The organism is Defluviitalea raffinosedens (genome assembly GCF_016908775.1).
Classification (GTDB): domain Bacteria; phylum Bacillota; class Clostridia; order Lachnospirales; family Defluviitaleaceae; genus Defluviitalea; species Defluviitalea raffinosedens.
The window spans coordinates 150,016-168,083 of the sequence record NZ_JAFBEP010000002.1 but is presented as its reverse complement, the minus strand read 5'-3'; the positions used below and the strand labels follow the sequence as shown (position 1 = coordinate 168,083).

20 protein-coding genes and 1 tRNA gene are annotated in these 18,068 nt (G+C 34.6%); 17 read left to right on the top strand and 4 right to left on the bottom strand.

Annotated features, from left to right (window positions below):
• The first annotated feature begins 126 nt into the window (after positions 1 to 126).
• The 6 genes from JOD07_RS02705 (at position 127) to JOD07_RS02680 (ending at position 4,648) form a co-directional block, all read left to right on the top strand.
• Positions 127 to 612: a GNAT family N-acetyltransferase gene (locus JOD07_RS02705; RefSeq protein ID WP_243144576.1), complete on the top strand. Its 486-nt coding sequence runs from the start codon at positions 127 to 129 to the stop codon at positions 610 to 612.
• A 207-nt stretch (positions 613 to 819) separates the two neighbouring features.
• On the top strand, positions 820 to 3,165 hold the full coding sequence (gene lon / locus JOD07_RS02700; protein WP_158740129.1) for an endopeptidase La: 2,346 nt from the start codon (positions 820 to 822) through the stop codon (positions 3,163 to 3,165).
• Positions 3,152 to 3,754, top strand: coding sequence for a ribosome biogenesis GTP-binding protein YihA/YsxC (gene yihA / locus JOD07_RS02695; protein ID WP_204612054.1), 603 nt, complete (start codon positions 3,152 to 3,154; stop codon positions 3,752 to 3,754). Before lon ends, yihA begins: the two co-directional genes overlap by 14 nt.
• 113 nt (positions 3,755 to 3,867) lie before the next feature.
• Positions 3,868 to 4,077: a PspC domain-containing protein gene (locus JOD07_RS02690; RefSeq protein ID WP_180322448.1), complete on the top strand. Its 210-nt coding sequence runs from the start codon at positions 3,868 to 3,870 to the stop codon at positions 4,075 to 4,077.
• A gap of 125 nt (positions 4,078 to 4,202) precedes the next feature.
• Positions 4,203 to 4,276: transfer RNA gene (locus JOD07_RS02685), tRNA-Pro, on the top strand.
• Positions 4,277 to 4,405: 129 nt separating this feature from the next.
• The gene (locus JOD07_RS02680; protein WP_158740132.1) at positions 4,406 to 4,648 is read left to right on the top strand and encodes a hypothetical protein; all 243 of its coding nucleotides are present in this window, start codon (positions 4,406 to 4,408) and stop codon (positions 4,646 to 4,648) included.
• A gap of 5 nt (positions 4,649 to 4,653) precedes the next feature.
• Here JOD07_RS02680 and JOD07_RS02675 read toward each other — a convergent pair whose 3' ends face one another.
• A complete protein-coding gene (locus JOD07_RS02675) occupies positions 4,654 to 5,193 on the bottom strand; it encodes a DUF4364 family protein (RefSeq protein WP_158740133.1) in 540 nt (179 codons plus the stop codon).
• 74 nt (positions 5,194 to 5,267) lie between these two features.
• Entirely contained in the window at positions 5,268 to 6,185 is a 918-nt protein-coding gene (gene mnmL / locus JOD07_RS02670; protein WP_158740134.1) for a tRNA modification radical SAM protein MnmL/YtqA, read from the bottom strand.
• A 170-nt stretch (positions 6,186 to 6,355) separates the two neighbouring features.
• Here mnmL and JOD07_RS02665 point away from each other — a divergent pair, with 170 nt between their 5' ends.
• Positions 6,356 to 7,036 (top strand): glycosyltransferase family 2 protein, encoded by a 681-nt coding sequence (locus tag JOD07_RS02665; protein WP_158740135.1) that lies wholly within the window; start codon positions 6,356 to 6,358, stop codon positions 7,034 to 7,036.
• On the opposite strand, the gene JOD07_RS02660 is transcribed toward JOD07_RS02665, so the two are convergent.
• Positions 7,037 to 7,471, bottom strand: coding sequence for a hypothetical protein (locus JOD07_RS02660; RefSeq protein ID WP_158740136.1), 435 nt, complete (start codon positions 7,469 to 7,471; stop codon positions 7,037 to 7,039). It abuts the gene before it with no gap.
• 187 nt (positions 7,472 to 7,658) lie between these two features.
• Between JOD07_RS02660 and JOD07_RS02655 the strand changes: the two genes are divergently transcribed.
• From JOD07_RS02655 to JOD07_RS02610, 10 genes are all read left to right on the top strand, one after another.
• Positions 7,659 to 7,907, top strand: coding sequence for a hypothetical protein (locus JOD07_RS02655; protein ID WP_204612052.1), 249 nt, complete (start codon positions 7,659 to 7,661; stop codon positions 7,905 to 7,907).
• Between the two features lie 294 nt (positions 7,908 to 8,201).
• The gene (locus tag JOD07_RS02650) at positions 8,202 to 8,918 is read left to right on the top strand and encodes a response regulator transcription factor (RefSeq protein WP_158740138.1); all 717 of its coding nucleotides are present in this window, start codon (positions 8,202 to 8,204) and stop codon (positions 8,916 to 8,918) included.
• A 4-nt stretch (positions 8,919 to 8,922) separates the two neighbouring features.
• Complete coding sequence (gene pnpS, locus JOD07_RS02645) at positions 8,923 to 10,677, top strand: two-component system histidine kinase PnpS (RefSeq protein ID WP_204612050.1); 1,755 nt, start codon at positions 8,923 to 8,925, stop codon at positions 10,675 to 10,677.
• A 245-nt stretch (positions 10,678 to 10,922) separates the two neighbouring features.
• On the top strand, positions 10,923 to 12,932 hold the full coding sequence (locus tag JOD07_RS02640) for a methyl-accepting chemotaxis protein (RefSeq protein WP_158740140.1): 2,010 nt from the start codon (positions 10,923 to 10,925) through the stop codon (positions 12,930 to 12,932).
• Between the two features lie 103 nt (positions 12,933 to 13,035).
• Positions 13,036 to 13,956, top strand: coding sequence for a phosphate ABC transporter substrate-binding protein (locus JOD07_RS02635; protein ID WP_158740141.1), 921 nt, complete (start codon positions 13,036 to 13,038; stop codon positions 13,954 to 13,956).
• A 78-nt stretch (positions 13,957 to 14,034) separates the two neighbouring features.
• Positions 14,035 to 14,967 (top strand): phosphate ABC transporter permease subunit PstC, encoded by a 933-nt coding sequence (pstC, locus tag JOD07_RS02630; RefSeq protein WP_243429222.1) that lies wholly within the window; start codon positions 14,035 to 14,037, stop codon positions 14,965 to 14,967.
• Position 14,968: 1 nt separating this feature from the next.
• Positions 14,969 to 15,796, top strand: coding sequence for a phosphate ABC transporter permease PstA (gene pstA / locus JOD07_RS02625; protein WP_330576547.1), 828 nt, complete (start codon positions 14,969 to 14,971; stop codon positions 15,794 to 15,796).
• A gap of 12 nt (positions 15,797 to 15,808) precedes the next feature.
• Positions 15,809 to 16,564, top strand: coding sequence for a phosphate ABC transporter ATP-binding protein PstB (pstB, locus tag JOD07_RS02620; protein WP_204612048.1), 756 nt, complete (start codon positions 15,809 to 15,811; stop codon positions 16,562 to 16,564).
• A gap of 33 nt (positions 16,565 to 16,597) precedes the next feature.
• Complete coding sequence (phoU, locus tag JOD07_RS02615) at positions 16,598 to 17,251, top strand: phosphate signaling complex protein PhoU (protein WP_204612041.1); 654 nt, start codon at positions 16,598 to 16,600, stop codon at positions 17,249 to 17,251.
• An 89-nt stretch (positions 17,252 to 17,340) separates the two neighbouring features.
• On the top strand, positions 17,341 to 17,613 hold the full coding sequence (locus JOD07_RS02610) for a hypothetical protein (protein ID WP_204612039.1): 273 nt from the start codon (positions 17,341 to 17,343) through the stop codon (positions 17,611 to 17,613).
• Here JOD07_RS02610 and JOD07_RS02605 read toward each other — a convergent pair.
• Positions 17,610 to 18,020 (bottom strand): FMN-binding protein, encoded by a 411-nt coding sequence (locus JOD07_RS02605; protein ID WP_204612037.1) that lies wholly within the window; start codon positions 18,018 to 18,020, stop codon positions 17,610 to 17,612. The genes JOD07_RS02610 and JOD07_RS02605 overlap by 4 nt on opposite strands.
• Positions 18,021 to 18,068: the final 48 nt, after the last annotated feature.

Sequence of the window (18,068 nt, the reverse complement as noted above, 5' to 3'; positions counted from 1 at the left end):
TTAAGACCTTATGTTAAAAACATTGGGTCTTTTTTCATATTTTTTATGTAAATATTTTTAAATATATGTTGAGAAAGCATTTTTACATATGGTATAATTTTTAAATACATAGAGGGGGTAGTGGAAGTGATTATAGAACAAGCTCAAGTGAAAGATTTGGCTGAAATTCTTTTGCTTCAAAAGCAGGCCTATATGAGTGAAGCAGAGTTATATAGCGATTTTCATTTGCTACCACTAACAGAAACATTGGATGAAATTGAAAGTGAATTTTCGAAACATCTGTTTTTAAAAGCTATTATGAACGGCGTTATTATTGGTGCTGTAAGGGCGTACAGACAAGGCGATACCTGTTATGTAGGCAGATTAGTGGTTCATCCCAAATTTCAAAGACAAGGAATAGGAACCCGCCTTATTGAAGAGGTTGAAAAGATTTTTGAAGATTGTACAAGATTCGAAATATTTACCGGACATAAGAGTATAAGAAATATCAATTTATATAAAAAGCTTGGATATAAGGAATTCCAGGTGAAAGTAGTATCAGAACATCTACAGTACATTTATATGGAAAAAACTAAAGAGCGTACCCCATGTAAGGTGAATAATTGTATTTAAAAAAAGAGTCGTACATTGTTATACGTCTCTTTTTTAATTCATCTTCATTTTGCATACATTAAATCTATGGTTAATCCGTGAAGAATAAGGTGGGCCCATCAATTGAAAATATAATTGATGAATGCAATTACTGTTAACAATAGATTTGACAATTTACAACAAATTACTCATAATTACAGAAGAAATAAACTTTGAGGTGGAAATATAATGAAAAAAGATGATAAGAATATGTTACAGATGCCTTTAGTTGCATTAAGAGGGCTTAATGTATTCCCTAATATGATTCTGCATTTTGATGTAGCCCGTCCAAAATCCATACGAGCTTTAGAAGAGGCTATGATCAGTGATCAGTCAATATTTCTGGTTGCCCAGAAGGATGCTGAGACGGAAGAACCAGAAAGTAAGGATTTGTACAATGTAGGAACGATTTCTTCCATTAAGCAGATTTTAAAGCTTCCTACCAATACAATCCGTGTATTGGTTGAAGGCAATAAAAGAGGAAAAATTGTTTCGTTTGAGCAGGAAGATCCATATTTCTTGGTTAATGTTGAAGAGTATGATCATGAAGAAGATCCTATAGATGTTAATAAACAAGCACTCATTAGAGCTGGGGCTGAAATTTTTGAAGAATATGCAAAAGTAAACAACAGAATTTCATCCGATACCATAAGAAATATTGTTTCAATGGAAAAGCCAGGAGAAATGGCGGATGCTATCGCCTCTAATATTCAGCTGAGATTAGAGGACAAGCAAAAGATTTTAAGTGCATTTGATGAAGAAGAAAGACTCTTGATGGTTATTAAGATTTTAAAATCTGAAATAGAAATCTTAAATGTTCAAAAAGATATTCTGGACAAGGTTAAGAAAAATATTGATCAATCCCAAAAGGAATATTATCTTAGAGAACAGCTAAAAATTATTCAAAATGAGCTTGGAGACCGAGATGGCATACAGGGAGAAATTAATGAATATAGGGAAAAACTCAATGAAATTGATCCCCCTCAGGAAGTCAGAGAAAAAGTAGAAAAAGAACTGCAAAGAATGCTGAAAATTCCTGCGGCTTCTGCAGAAAGTGTAGTTGTCAGAAACTACATTGATTGGATATTGGATCTTCCTTGGACAAAGGAAACCAAAGAATCACATAATATAAAATATGCAAAAAAGATTTTAGAAAAAGACCATTACGGACTGGAAAAAGTAAAAGAAAGAATCTTGGAATTTTTGTCTATAAGAGAAATGTCTCCCAAGGTCAATAGTCCAATTATATGTTTAGTGGGACCTCCGGGAGTAGGTAAGACATCCATTGCCCATTCTATTGCCAAAGCGCTTAATCGTAATTATGTCAGAATTTCTTTGGGAGGAGTAAGGGACGAAGCAGAAATCAGGGGACACAGGCGTACTTATGTAGGAGCTCTTCCCGGAAGAATCATACAGGGGTTAAAGCAGGCAAAATCGAAAAATCCTTTAATGTTATTGGATGAAATAGATAAAATGAGTTCAGACTTTAGAGGGGATCCTTCTGCTGCATTGCTTGAAGTGTTGGATGCAGAACAGAACCATGCCTTTAGAGATCATTTTATTGAACTGCCGTTTGATTTATCCAATGTGTTATTTTTAGCAACAGCCAATACGCTTGATACGATTCCAAGACCTCTTTTGGACAGGATGGAGGTTATTCAGATTTCCAGTTATACGGAAGAAGAAAAATTCCATATCGCCTATAATCACTTGATAGATAAGCAATTAGAAAAGCATGGCATGACAAGATCCCAGCTTCGTATAAGCAGGGAAGTGATTAAAAACATTATTACCTATTATACAAAGGAAGCCGGAGTACGTAAGTTGGAAAGATGTATAGGAGAATTATGCAGAAAAGCGGCTAAAGAAATCCTGGAAGAAGATAAAAAATGTGTTCGTATTACTGAATCCAATTTAGAGAAATATTTAGGTGTCAAGAAATACAGAATCAATAAGATTATGGAACAGGCAGAAATTGGTATAGCACGAGGCCTAGCATGGACTCCGGTTGGAGGGGATACTTTATCGATAGAAGTAAATACTATGAAGGGGACCGGAAAATTTGAGCTGACGGGTCAATTGGGAGATGTTATGAAGGAATCAGCAAAAGCAGCTATAAGCTATATTCGTTCCAGAGCAGAGAGTCTGGGCATCGATAGTAACTTTTACAAAGATATGGACATTCATATTCATATCCCGGAAGGTGCGGTTCCTAAGGATGGACCTTCTGCAGGCATTACTATGGCAACTGCAATGATTTCTGCCCTTACGAATCAGCCTGTGCGCAATGATGTGGGAATGACAGGTGAAATTACCCTTCGTGGACGAGTTCTTCCCATAGGAGGCCTAAAAGAAAAAATCTTAGCGGCAAAAGCAGCGGGCATCAAGACAGTCATTTTGCCCATAGACAATGAAAAAGATTTGAATGAATTGTCTAATTCAATCAAAGAGAATATGGAGTTTGTTCTTGTAAAGAATATGGAAGAAGTCTTAAATCATGCTATTATTAAGGAGAATCTCTATGAATGTAAATAATGTAAGTTTAGATATGGTTTGTGGTAATCCAAGTCAATTTCCTCAGAGCCATTTGAATGAAATCGCTTTTGCGGGGAAATCCAATGTAGGGAAATCTTCGTTGATCAATGCCCTGGTCAATCGAAAAGCTTTAGCGAGAACCAGCAGTCAGCCAGGGAAAACTCAGACTATCAATTTCTACAATGTAGAAGATAAACTGTATTTTGTTGATCTCCCCGGGTACGGATTCGCTAAGGTATCCAAAGATTTAAGAGAAAAATGGGGTAAATTCATAGAAAGCTATCTGACTAAGAGAGAACAGCTGAAACTTGTGGTTTTATTGGTAGATATAAGACATGAGCCCAGTGAAAATGACAAAATGATGTATGACTGGATTTGCCATTATCAAAAAAATGTACTGGTAGTTGCAACCAAGGCGGATAAAATTAAAAGAAGCCAGATTCAAAAGCAAATTTCCCTTATCCGTAAGACGCTTCAGATGGATCCAAACCATATCATTATTCCTTTTTCTGCTGAAACTAAACAGGGAAAAGATGAGATATGGGAAATATTGGATCAGTGGGTTCTTAATGAAGAAAATGAAAAATAATATTTTAGAAAACAAACTTTTTTTCAGATGTGCCGTATATAGTAATGAAAAATGAAGCAACCTTTACGTTACGAGTTTAATAAATAAAGTCAATGGGAAAAGGAGGGGTCATGATGCAAAAAAGATTGCATTTATCCACTAGAGATAAAAAAATTGCAGGAGTTTGCGGAGGAATTGCTGAGTATTTTGATTTTGATCCTACGTTGGTCCGCATTTTATGGGTTTTATTAACGCTTATGAGTACAGGATTTCCAGGATTTTTACTTTACATTATTTGCTGGGCAGTTATGCCGGTAGACGATGAGTATAGAGATTTAAGATAATATATATTTTCTAAAGTCCGATTGCCGGACTTTTTTTATTGCTTTATTTTTTTCAAGATATACTTGTAAAAACGATTAAAAGAATATATAATATAATTTGCAGCGAATTTAAGAAAATATTTTTTCGGGGTGTGGCTCAGTTTGGTAGAGCGCTTGGTTCGGGACTAAGAGGTCGCAGGTTCGAATCCTGTCACCCCGATTTTGCTTTGGAACGCATAGTATGCGTTCCTTTTTAATTTGTAATATAAATTTAATATTGTATTAATATGGTTATAATAGTAATAGTATATATTTAGATTGTCATTCATTATTGAAGGGAGGAAGCAATATGGATTTGAGAACACAGTGGTCATCTCAATATGTTCACTTGGATGATCAATGTTTATTAAGTGAAATAGATAAAGTGAAAAAGGACGTTGAAAGTACACAAAAGTGGATTGAAGAATTAGAGAATAAAAAAGATTCTGTAGAATATCTGCATAAAAAAATGGCAAAACTCGCTTTTGGCTTTGCCCGTGAAAAACATCAAATCCTTTCGCAAGAAGCTCACAGAAGAGGACTCATAAGTTAAGCCCTTTATTCATCAGGTGGATTTTGAATTAAGCTTGATAATATGGATCCGTATAAATTCTGTGCGTTTCTCCTCCAGTTCTCACATATTTTTTTTGCTTGCTCTTTTGAAGCAACACTGAGTTGTAAGTCCATCAGGGTTATATCATTTTCTTTTACTTTGCAATGTACCATATATTCACTATGCTTTTCAGGGATGTATTCGGCGGTAATCTCCAGTTCCTTTTTTAATTGCTGGCGATTTTTTTTTATGTATTCGTCTATTTCCAGTCTGATATTTTCTGGAATACGATTGATAAAGTATTCGAGAGTAGTTATTCCTTTATTGGCAATGATATAACGGGTTTTATGATTTTCCTGCTGACTGACGATTAAATTTGCATCGATCAGTTCTGTTAAATATTGCTGAAGAGAAAAATAGTCCATATAGGCTCTTTCCATAATAAATTGAGTAATTTGTGCATGGGATAAAGGCATTTTAATTTTAGAAATTAAGTACAGCAAAATTAACTTGTTTGTGGCTAATTCATTTATAGATTGAAACACCAGAATCCCTCCTGTCGTAGTAAATAAGTCATACTACTTAATTGTATACCAAAAAGTCATTCCCGACAAGAAAATCAGTAAAGTTTGCCCTGCCAGGTATTCCTTTCTTTAAACCTTTTATGAATCCCATTTAACACTGCTTTTTTATTTTTACTCCACAAAGGAGCTGCCAGCAATTCCTTTGGACCGTCTCCAGTAATTCGATGAATAACCATATAAGGAGGCAGCAGTTCCAGGCAGTCGATGATTAAGTCAATGTATTCCTCCATTGTTAATACATGAAAAGGATTTTTCAAATAATAATCATATAGTGGGGTATTTTTGATAATATGCAAAAGGTGAAGCTTAACCCCTTGTACAGATTGACTGGCTATATATTGAATGGATGAAAGAATATCGTTCTTATTTTCTCCCGGAAGCCCCAGGATCAGATGAACCACTGTATCTATATTCCTTTTTGAAAGATTATGGACTGCTTCTTCAAAACATGAAAGGGAATAACCTCTTTGAATGAGAAAAGCAGTATCTTCGTGAATGGTCTGGAGGCCAAGCTCCACCCATAAGTAAGTCTTTTGATTGATTTCATCCAATAAATCTAAGACAGAATGATCTAAGCAATCGGGACGGGTGGCAATGGCAATCCCCACCACATCAGGCAGTGATAATGCTTCTTCGTATTTCTTTCTAAGCACATCTACAGGTGCATAAGTATTTGAAAAGGCCTGAAAATAAGCAATATATTTTCCCGACTTCCATTTGTTATCTAAAAGAGCTCTGCTTTGATAAAACTGTTCTGAAATGGGAAGAATAGCTGGTGGAGCAAAATCACCGGATCCTCTTCCGCTGCAAAAAATACATCCTTTATCAGATAATGTACCGTCCCGGTTAGGACATGTAAATCCTCCATCTAATGAAATTTTGAAAATTTTTTCTCCAAATTTTTGACGAAGAAAGTAATTCAGAGAATGATAAGGCTTATCTCCCCAATACATATGATGTCTCCATTCTTTAAAATATACCTTATTATTATGGTAAACTCTAATGGGACAAACGTCAATGATTAAAAATGTCAAATAAATAAGCGTTGGACTGTTCATACTATAGAAAATTAACATATAGAGACAATGTTAAAAGAAGAAATAGGAGAAAAAGGAGCACTTCCATGGATATATCGGTAATTATTCCTGCGTATAATGAAGAGGGAAGAATTGGCAATGTTTTATCTGTATTAATGGGTTTTGAGATGATTAAAGAAATCATTGTTGTCAATGACGGTTCAGTTGACCAGACTACACAGGAAGTAAAAAAGTATCCTGTAACTTTAATAGAGCTTCCTTTTAATCAAGGAAAAGCAGCAGCTATAAAACGAGGATTAGAGGCCAGCAGCGGAGAGTGGATCTTATTTTTGGATGCAGATTTAAAAGGGCTAAGTAAAGAGCATTTGATTTCTATGATAGAATATGCAAAACGAGAAAATATTGATATGGTGATTGGTACTTTTTCAAAAGGGAAATTCATTACGGATCTTTCTCATAAAATTGCCCCGTTTTTATCGGGGCAGAGATTGATTCGAAGGGCATTACTGGAGAGTATGCCCCATTTTGAGCATACAAGATATGGTATTGAAATGATGATTACTGAATATGCACGCAAAATGGGATACCAAATTAAAAAAGTAAAATGGCCATATGTTTACCATATTCCTAAAGAGCAAAAAAGAGGATGGATCAAAGGAAAGTTTGAGAAATATGCCATGTATTGCAATATTTTATCTACAGTTTTTGAGATATACTTTTTATCCAGATTAAAACGGAGTAAAAAGTTTCAAAAATACAGCTCTTGATCAGTATTGATACATCATCTGAGATTCTTTACTTTGTCTTATGGTTTCACAGATTTGAGTAAGATATTTCCATTCCTCTTCTGATTGAATCATGCGAATCGTATTTACAAAATCTAATCGCATTCTTTCTAAATAGTCTTGTTTTAAAGCTTCAATTTCTTCATCTGTAGTCATTTGACTTGCCAGAATTAAAAATTCTCTTGCTCTTTCTCCTATTGCAAAAGGTATATAGGGTTCCAGTATATCCAGAGAAGCCTGAAGTGCTTCATATTGTCTCTGAAAAGGGTTATCTTCCACTTCTGAAATATAAGTATATAAAGATTCCAGATTTAAGAATGTAACATTTCTTAATTCTGAATAATCAAAGTCGTTGATTAATGACTTTAATTTGTTTAATTCATCAGAGAGCTGCTGACTGGTTAAAATATTTGTCATGTCATCCCTTCTTTCTGAGCAGCATAAAATAATAATATTGGTTTTCAATATTACTATTTGCAGCATAAAAACAAAATACACAATAAATATTTGTCCATTTTAGATTAAAAAGTAATTTATGTTGTATATAACCAATAATACTTGTATAATTAAAAAATAATATGAAAATGTAAACAGGGGGGTTAATATGGATCAAGAATTAAGTGGAGGACTAAAAGCACTACTGATTATAGGAACAATTATTTTTCCAGGACCTTTATTGGGGATCATATTAGGAATTATTTGGATGACGGATCAAAATGCTTCTTTAGAAAAAAAGAAATTTGGGAAGATTTTACTGTTTATAGGGATTGGAGTTCCAATTCTAGGGTGCATCTGTTATTTATTATTTTTTATAGGCATAATCGGTATTGGCAGTATAGGCAGCATGCTTTAAAAAGCGCAGCTGCTTTTTTTATAGTATGGGAAATTTCTCTGGATTTCCTATACTATAAAAGTTTTCCGTACAGGATGTGCATTCAAGTGTGTTGTATTCTGTTGGTTTTACCAACTGCACTCGGCGGGAGAGTTTTGCGAGCGAAACTTTTTCTGGTGAAATAAGACAGTCATCTTGTTTGCAAGGGACAAATCTTTTTATTTCATAAGGATGATGCAACAGCATTTTTGTTGTTATAGAATAGTTCATATGTTATTATGAACTCGATCAACTAAAGATTATTGGAGTGATTTTATGTCAAAACGAAAAATTTTAATCGTAGATGACGAAATTCATATTTTAGAGTTATTAAAATATAATCTTGAGAATACCGGATATGAAGTATCAGAGGCAGAATCTGGAGAAGAAGCATTGGAAAAACTCAATGCTTCTGTAGATTTAGTAATTCTGGATCTTATGCTTCCTGGTATTGACGGATTAGAAGTTTTAAAAAGAATTCGCTTTAATGAGTCTTTAAAAAATATCCCTGTGATTATGTTAACAGCCAAAAATGAAGAAATTGATGCAGTACTTGGTTTAGAAATGGGGGCAGATGATTATATTGGGAAACCTTTTAGGGTTCGTGAGCTTTTAGCGCGGATTAAAGCTGTATTAAGACGAAAGGAAGAAACAGAATATTTACCACAGTCAACAGAAAAAGAAAAAATCATTCAAGTAGGGAATCTGGCAATCAATGAGACTACCAGAACAGTGAAAAAGAGCGATAATGTAATTGAAATGCCATTAAAAGAATTTGAGCTTTTAGCTGTACTGGCCAAGAATCCTGGAAGAGTTTTTTCCAGAGAAGAGTTATTGGAAAAGATTTGGGGATATGATTATGTGGGTGAAAGTCGCACGGTAGATGTTCATATAAGAAATTTGAGAAAGAAAATAGAAGATGATGACAGCTCACCTTTTTTTATAAAAACGGTACGCGGAATAGGTTATAAATTTAGGGAAGAAAGTAAGTGAAATAATGCAGAGAAGACTTCTTATTACATATACTGTTTTAATTGTTTTTTCTTGTTTGGCAACAGCCTATTCAGCTCTTCAGACCAGCCAGAAGTATTACACAAACAGGTTAAAACATGAACTTTCAGTTCAGGGAAAACTCCTTACAGATTTGTTCATTAATGAATTCAAATCTGTGGAAGAAATGGATTTTCAAAATTTTGCTATAGAATATGGAAAAAGCGTTAATGCCCGCCTGACGATCATAGATCAAAATGGAAAAGTATTGGGGGATTCTGAGTCATCCCCTGAAATTATGGAAAATCATATTAATCGTCCTGAAATCATAAAAGCTTTACAGAATGAAATAGGATTCAGTAAAAGATACAGTGAGACGTTAGGGGTTCATCTTATATACATTGCATGTCCGATAAAAACCAAAGATTTTACCGGAGTGCTGAGATTGTCGGTACCCCTGGTTGAAATTCAGGAAATGAATCGTACAATCGCTGATTATAGTATGATAGGAATCTTATTTGGAGTAATTATTGCAATTATTGCTGCTTTTATTTTTTCTAAGAAGTTTTCACGGCCTATTCGTCAGCTTGTTTATGCAGCAGAAGAAATAGCCAAAGGAAATTATAATAAAAAGGTATATGTGGATGGAGATGAAGAAATTGAAAAATTAGCAACATCTTTTAATTATATGGCAAAGGAATTAAAATATTCGATTTTTCAGTTGAAGCATAAAAACATCCAGTTAGAATCCATTATGAACAGTATGATTAACGGAATTATTGCTGTGGATTCCGGTCTCCATATCATGCTTATGAATCCTGTCGCATATAAAATATTTTCTGTAAAAGAGGATTATGTATATGGAAAGCTATTTTATGAAGTCGTAAGGAATTCAAAAATACTGGAGGCTTTAGAAAGGTCTGTTCAAAATCAAGAATCTATTGTGGATGAATTGGAATTAGATGAGCAAACCAAGATTTTGAGAATCTATACAAGCCCGATTACATTGACAGAACAAGGAGAGCGAATCATAGGAACTTTGCTTGTCATACAAGATATTACTCAAATAAGGAAGCTGGAACAAATGCGAAGTGATTTTGTATCCAGCGTAAGCCATGAACTGAAGACGCCTTTGACTTCTATCAGGGGTTTTGTGGATACTTTAAAAAATGGAGCATTAGAAAACCAAAAAGTAGCAGAACGATTTTTAGATATTATTGATATAGAAACGGAAAGATTATATCGCTTAATTCAAGATATATTATCCCTGTCAGAAATTGAAACGAGAGAAGTAGACATTGATATGTCTATGCAGGATATGAATGAACTGATTGACGAAGTTTTTGCAATACTGAGACCGAAAGCAGAAGAAAAGGGTATTGCTTTAGAAAAGGATATTGAAGATAGAATGTTTTTCTATTGCAACGCGGACAGAATGAAACAGATTCTGATTAATTTAATCGATAACGGCATAAAGTATACTGAAAAAGGAAAAGTGAAACTCATCTGTAAAACAGAGCAGGACACCTTGAAAGTGATCGTAGAAGATACAGGAATAGGAATATCTAAAGAACATATCCCTCGACTTTTCGAAAGATTTTATCGGGTGGATAAAGGAAGATCGAGAAAAATGGGTGGAACAGGACTTGGTCTTTCTATTGTAAAACATATTGTGAAACTTTATGATGGTACGATCGAGGTAAACAGTAAAGAAGGAGTGGGGAGTATTTTTACCGTTACCCTTCCGAGAATAAAAAATTAAGTGCAGAATATGGAAAAGAACAAGGATTTAATTCTTGTTCTTTTTTTATGACATAAGAAAGTTTGTCTTGTTTGCACGGGACCAAACTTTTTTATTTTACAAATACAATGCAGTTGTTTTTTGGCTTAAAAAAGATTAACAAGAATTTAACAAGAACTTTATTTTAATTTTACTGATAAAGGCTATGATACAACAAATGATTTATCAAAAGATCATGAAGAACATGAAGAATAAGGAGGACTTGCATGGAACTGTTTGTGAAATCATTCAGTAAAAGCATATTGAATAAAATTCTGGTTGTTGTAATTGTAATGCAAGTAAGCAGTCTCATTATCGTAGTGATCAACAATTCCTTGGAGACAACTAGGAGAATTAAGCGATTTGCCAATGAGTCAGAAATTCTATTGGCAAAGCAGATTGAAAAATCTTCTGAAAAATTATTTGCAAGCATTGAATTAACTCTTCAGGCTATTTCTAGAGAGAATAGTGTTTCCAACATTTTGATTTCTGAAGATAACAAGAAAAAAATTCTGGGAGATTTTAAGTATTACGAAGAAGGAAATGGCGCGATCAAAAGATTAATGATTGCCACTTATAATAATATTTTTTATCAATATCCCGAGACGAAAACTGTCTCCCTAAATTATGAGCCTACAAAAGAAGTATGGTATAAAAAGGCTATGAGTAATAAAGGAAGAGTGGTTTATCTGTCTCCAGCAGCCAATGAACAATCTGGAAATACTGAAATTATTATTGCTAAAACTGTGAATAAGGATGCAAAAACAATAGGTGTTGTTGCTGCTGCAGTATCTACAGACTATTTTAGTTCCATTTTAGAAGAGATTTATTTAGGGAAAACGGGATATGCATATGCGGTAAATTCTGATGGTATTATTACTGCCCATAGGAAAAAAGAGATGATTTCCAAAAGCATTTCTTCTGAACCATTTTTTGAAAAAATAAAAGACTTAGATACAGGGCAGTTGGAGTATGAAATCAATGGGAAAGAGTATTTTATGAATTTCACAACCAATGCCCGAACAGGATGGAAATTTATCGTTGTGATGGAGAGTAAAGAAATAGAAGATGATATCAAAAATATGATTCTGAAAAATGTAATGATTTTACTCGTAGTTCTCATATTAGGAATATGCTTTAGCATATGGATTGTGTCTGGAATTACAAAGCCTATGAAATATCTGTTAGACGGCATGAAAAAGGTAGAGCAGGGAGATCTGGAGGTTCATTTAATAGAACAATCTAGAGATGAAGTGGGGAAATTAACTAGAAAATTTAATGAAATGATTGAGCAAATACGAAATTTGGTAAAAAGCATTTTAGAAACTGCTCATTTATTGTTTTATTCTTCTAAAGAATTTCATCGGATTTGCGAGAGCCATTCAGTATCTGCTCAAGTCATATCTGCTTCTTTGGAACAATTATCATCCACTTCTGATTTGCAGTTTACAGAGACAGATCATATGTTAAAGCAAACGATGCAGTTTTCGGATTATATAAATGTAATCATTCAGAATGCACGGGAAGTTATGGAACAGGCAGAGGAAAGTAAGAGAGTCAATAGATTAGGAGTAGAACGGGTGAAAGAATTACACAAGATCTCCAAAACGGGTATGGACTTAGGGAAAGAAGTTACTATAGAGATTGAAGGACTGCAATCCAAAACAAAAGCAGTTGCAAACATAATATATAACATCGAAGACATAGCCCGACAAACCAATTTGATTTCATTAAATGCTTCTATAGAAGCAGCGAGAGCAGGTGAATATGGAAGAAGTTTTGGAGTTGTGGCAACAGAAATTCGATTATTGGCAGAACAGACAGAAAAGCTTACACATACAATGTACAGTTATTTAGGAGAGATGGTTTCTCAAGTTGAAAAAGCGACACGGATTATGGAAGAAGTCAGGCAAATATCAACTCTGCAGTATGAGGCGATGTTAAATACGGAGAATGTATTTACTCATATTGATAAGATTGCAGGAGAAATTGCATTAAAGATCACTCGTTTAAACGAAGCGATTTATTATATGAATTTAGAAAAAAATAATTTATTGGAAGGGATCGAGCACATAGCTCATCAAGTGGAGGATTCAGCATTGATGTGCAGACATATTCATGAAAGTGTAGAAGAGCAAACATCGAATATTGAAAAAATCTTCAGAAGCAGTGAAGAACTTCTGAAAATGGCACAGGATTTAGAAAACAAGACGTCTATGTTTCAATTAAAAAGTTAACATAGAATTAACATATCCATTATATGGGATTAACAAAAAGATGTTAAAGTTATCTTGTAAATAAGGTTAGAGATCAGACAAATATCTTTGGGGAGGAATAACAATGAGAAAATTACATCTATTAAGTGTGATTATGACAATGGTCATGGTAATTGGTCTTTTTTCAGGATGCACAAGTCAAGAAAAAAATATTGAAGAAACAGCATCCAAAGAAGAAACAGTGTCACAGCAAAATACACAAGCAGAAGAGAATAATGCAGAAGAATTATTGGAAGGTACGGTGGCAATGAGTGGATCTACTACAGTACTTCCGGTTGCACAAGCCATTGCAGATGCATTTTCAGCTGTAGAACCTGAAATTACTGTTAATGTTCAAGGGGGAGGGTCTTCCACAGGGATCAAAGATGCTGAAGCCGGGAATGTAGATATAGGAATGTCTTCCCGCGAATTAAAAGAAGAGGAAAAGACGTGGGGGTTAACAGAGTATGTACTGGCCTATGACGGAATTGCTGTGGTAGTTCATCCTTCTAATCCGATTTCTGATTTAGACATTGACACGGTAAATAAAATATTCAGAGGTGAAATTAAAAACTGGAGTGAAATTGGAGGAAGTGATGCGCCGATTGTGGTATTAGGCCGTGAAGCAGGTTCCGGTACAAGAAGTGCTTTTGAAGAAATCGTAGGACTTTTGGACAAAACCGATGATGGGAAAGAAGTCAGTGGGATGGTGGCAGATGCATTGACTTTTGACAGTAATGGGGCTTTAAAAACATCCGTAACCACTCAGGAGAATGCAATAGGTTATCTTTCTTTAGGATATCTTGATGAAACTATAAAAGCAGTTACAATCGAAGGCGTAGAAGCTACTGTTGAAAATGTAAAATCGGGAACCTATAAGATTTCAAGACCTCTCCTTCTGGTGACAAAAGGCGAAGTAAGCAAAGAAGCCCAAAGCTTCCTTGACTTTGCTCTGGGAGAAGAAGGGCAAAAAATCGTATCAGAAAAGTATATCCCTGCAAAATAAAAGAGTTATCTTATACATAAACATGGAACCTTTATCTTAAAAGGTTCTTTGTTTATGCCTATAGGAAGGAGAAAGAAAATGAGTATAAAAGAGATGATCTTACCGAATCTAATTCATAAAGTTGAAACTCATAGGCTGGAAATACCAAAGAAATTACAACACACTAAAATAATAGAAAAAATTGTGGAGAAATTTTTCTTTCTGTGTGCTTTCGTTTCAGTTTTAAGTGTTATTATGATTACATTTTTTATATTTATAAAAGGTTCTCCGGCAATATTTAAAATAGGCATATTGGATTTTATATTTGGAACCCAGTGGAACCCGGAAGGAGAAATATTTGGACTCATGCCCATGATTTTAGGCTCTCTTTGTGCTACTGCCGGAGCAATTTTAATAGGTGTTCCCATAGGTGTTTTAACAGCAGTATTTATTGCAGAACTGGCACCAGAATGGCTTGTCAGACTGGTAAAGCCGGCAGTGGAACTCTTGGCGGGCATTCCTTCAGTTATTTATGGCTTTTTTGGACTTATTGTGATTGTACCTCTGATCGCTAAAAAATTAGGAGGACCAGGAAATAGTCTCCTTGCTGTATGCATTATTTTAGGAATTATGATTCTTCCAACGATCATAAGCATTTCTGAAACATCGATCCGCACAGTTCCAAAAGAATATAAAGAAGGAGCCTTGGCTTTAGGCGCTTCGCATATAAAAACTATTTTTACTGTGATTATTCCCGCTGCAAAATCAGGAATAACGGCCGGTATTGTTTTGGGAATAGGAAGGGCCATAGGAGAAACCATGGCTGTGATATTGATTTCAGGCAATGCAGCAATCATTCCAAAGTCTGTTCTAAAGCCTATTAGAACATTAACTGCCAATATCGCATTAGAAATGGGATATGCTTATGGATTAGCCCAGGAAGCGTTATTTGCTACTGGAGTGATACTATTCATTTTTATCATGATTTTAAATATTATTCTTAATGTTATAACCCATAGGGCAGGTGAGTAAAGTGAAAAATAGAAAATTAACAGATATAGTCATCTTGGCAATGATATGGGCAGCAGCTTTTATTACAGTAGGTGTAGTGGCTTGGATTTTACTTTATGTGGTTATCAACGGTATCGGAAAAATCAACTGGGATTTTTTAACGACAGCTCCCCAAGGTTTTGGAGGGGGAGGGATTTATCCTATGATCATAGCAACATGCTATATCGTAATTTTGACCCTTCTTATCGCTCCGCCCATAGGAATATGCTCTGCCATTTATCTTGTTGAATATGCAAAATCGGGGAAAATTGTTCGAGTCATTCGCTTTGCAACAGAGAGTTTATCAGGTATTCCATCCATTGTTTTTGGCTTATTTGGATATTTATTTTTTGTTACACAGTTGGAATGGAAATATTCTTTGCTGTCCGGTGCTATGACATTAAGCATTATGGTGCTTCCAACGATGATTCGTACGACGGAAGAAGCACTTAAATCGGTTCCTGTTTCTTACCGGGAAGGGAGTTTGGGATTGGGCGCTTCAAAATTAAGAACGATTATGAAAGTCGTTTTACCCTGTGCTCTTCCAGGTATTCTTTCAGCAGTTATTTTAAGTATTGGTCGTATTGTTGGAGAGACTGCAGCAGTATATTTTACTGTAGGATTTGCTCCTCGTATGGCAAGAAGCATCATGGATTCTTCCAGAACATTATCGGTTCATATGTATGTTTTAACGAAAGAAGGAGATTTTGCCAATGCTTTTGCTACGGCTACAGTATTGATTATTATTGTTTTGACAATGAACTTTATTGCCAATCTGATTGGAAAGAAACTGAATAAATCCAGAATATGAAGGAGAAGATTTATGAACCACTCTAAATTTAGCATAAGCAATTTAAATCTTTTTTATGGGGATTTTCAAGCTTTAAAAAACATCGATATGGATATCCCGGAAAAAGAGATTACTGCTTTTATAGGGCCTTCAGGTTGCGGTAAATCTACACTTTTAAAAACCTTAAACAGAATGAATGATTTAGTGGAAGGCGTAAAGATTACAGGCCAGATAACATTAGACGGAAAAGATATATTTAACGATATAGATGTCATTCAATTAAGAAAGAGGGTAGGGATGGTATTTCAAAAGCCTAATCCTTTCCCCATGAGTATCTACGATAATATCGCTTATGGCCCACGAACCCATGGAATAAAAAAGAAAGCGATACTGGATGAAATTGTGGAAAAGAGCCTTCAAGCGGCAGCCATTTGGGATGAAGTCAAAGACAGATTAAAAAAGAATGCCTTGGGACTTTCAGGAGGGCAACAGCAAAGACTTTGTATTGCAAGAGCTCTCGCAGTAGAACCGGAAGTACTTCTTATGGATGAGCCCACTTCTGCTCTTGATCCGATATCTACTTTAAAAATTGAGGATTTGGCGGTAACTCTCAAAAAGAATTATACCATCATCATTGTCACTCACAATATGCAGCAGGCAGCACGAATATCGGATCGCACAGCATTTTTCCTGTTAGGAGAGATGATCGAATTTGATAAAACGGAAAAAGTTTTTAGTAATCCAAAGGATAAGAAGACAGAAGATTATATTACCGGAAGATTTGGTTAATCTTTATTGAATTTAAATGAAAGGATTGAAGCTATGCCCATAAGATATGAATTTGAAAGAGAGTTAAATAAGATGCATCAGCATCTTCTAAAAATGGGAACCCTGATCGAGCAGTCCATAGATGATACAATTAGAGCAATGAAAAATCAAGATATAGACTTAGCACAGGAAGTTATTCAAAGAGATGATGAAATTGATCAAATGGAACTTGCCATGGAAACAGAATGTATTATGCTTATTACAAGACAGCAACCCATTGCAAGTGACTTAAGATTAATTACTTCAGTATTAAAAATCGTTACGGATTTGGAAAGAATCGCAGACCACTGTGCAGATATTTCTGAATATGTCATTCGACTTTTCAATGAATCTTATAAAAAACCTCTTGAACATATACCGATGATGGCACAGCAAGTGAAAAAGATGGTTAAAGATACGATTGACAGCTATGTAGAAAGGGATATCTGTAAGGCAAGAAGAGTTATAAAAGATGATGATATCATAGATCAGTATTTTGAGGATATTATAAAAGAAATTCAGGATCTGATGAAAGTTGAAGGAACTTTTATTACACAGGGTACATATCTTATTTTTATTACTAAATATTTAGAAAGAATGGCTGATCATGCTACCAATATATGCGAGTGGATTGAATATACGATTACAGGAAAATTAAAACATGAATAAAAGCACTGTTTTAAAAGCCCATTATGTTTTATAATGGGCTTTTAAACGTGATATAATAATATTGATTTTATTACTGAGGAGGAATTAAGATGGTTAAAATGCCTTTGGAAGATTTTATTGAAGAAGTAAAATCCGAAATTATTGGATATGAAGAACTTGGGGAAGAAAAAGCTCTTGAGTGGGAGCAAAAATTTTTATCATTGGTCAATGACGGAGCTAAGTCCATTCCCAATATTGAAGTAAAAAACGGAAAAAAATTCTATCAGTTAGAAGATGAATCGGAAATATTTAAAATAGTGGATATGTACCTGGCTGCAGCTGACAGTGGAGAAGAACAAGATTACTGGAAAAAATGGGATTAATGTTTGTTATCTAAAGCTGCTTTTATTCCGTCGAGAAGGATTTTTGTTGTATGCACGGATTCTTCAGGAGCTTTGACATCTAAACTTTGTTTTTTAGTAATTTGTTTGTTAAGATAAGCCATGGTAGGCTCGATAAGAGGATACATAACAGCCATGTCTTCATTAAAATCGGTCAATTCAACAGATGTAATTTTATCATCTTCGACGACTACTGAAACATTGAAAGAAGCATAATCCAGGTTGACTGGAGCGGTATATACTCCGTCATCATAGATTGCCGTATCCCCTTTTTTGTTAGGAATCAACATAAAGATGAGTACGATGAGCAGTATCAATCCTAAAATAGCAAATAGGGATGTATAAATGACTTCTTTCAGCCTCAAAACAAATATTTTTGTGGAAGACATATTAAGCCTCCTTACATATATAAGTGGTTACAATTTTATATATATGAA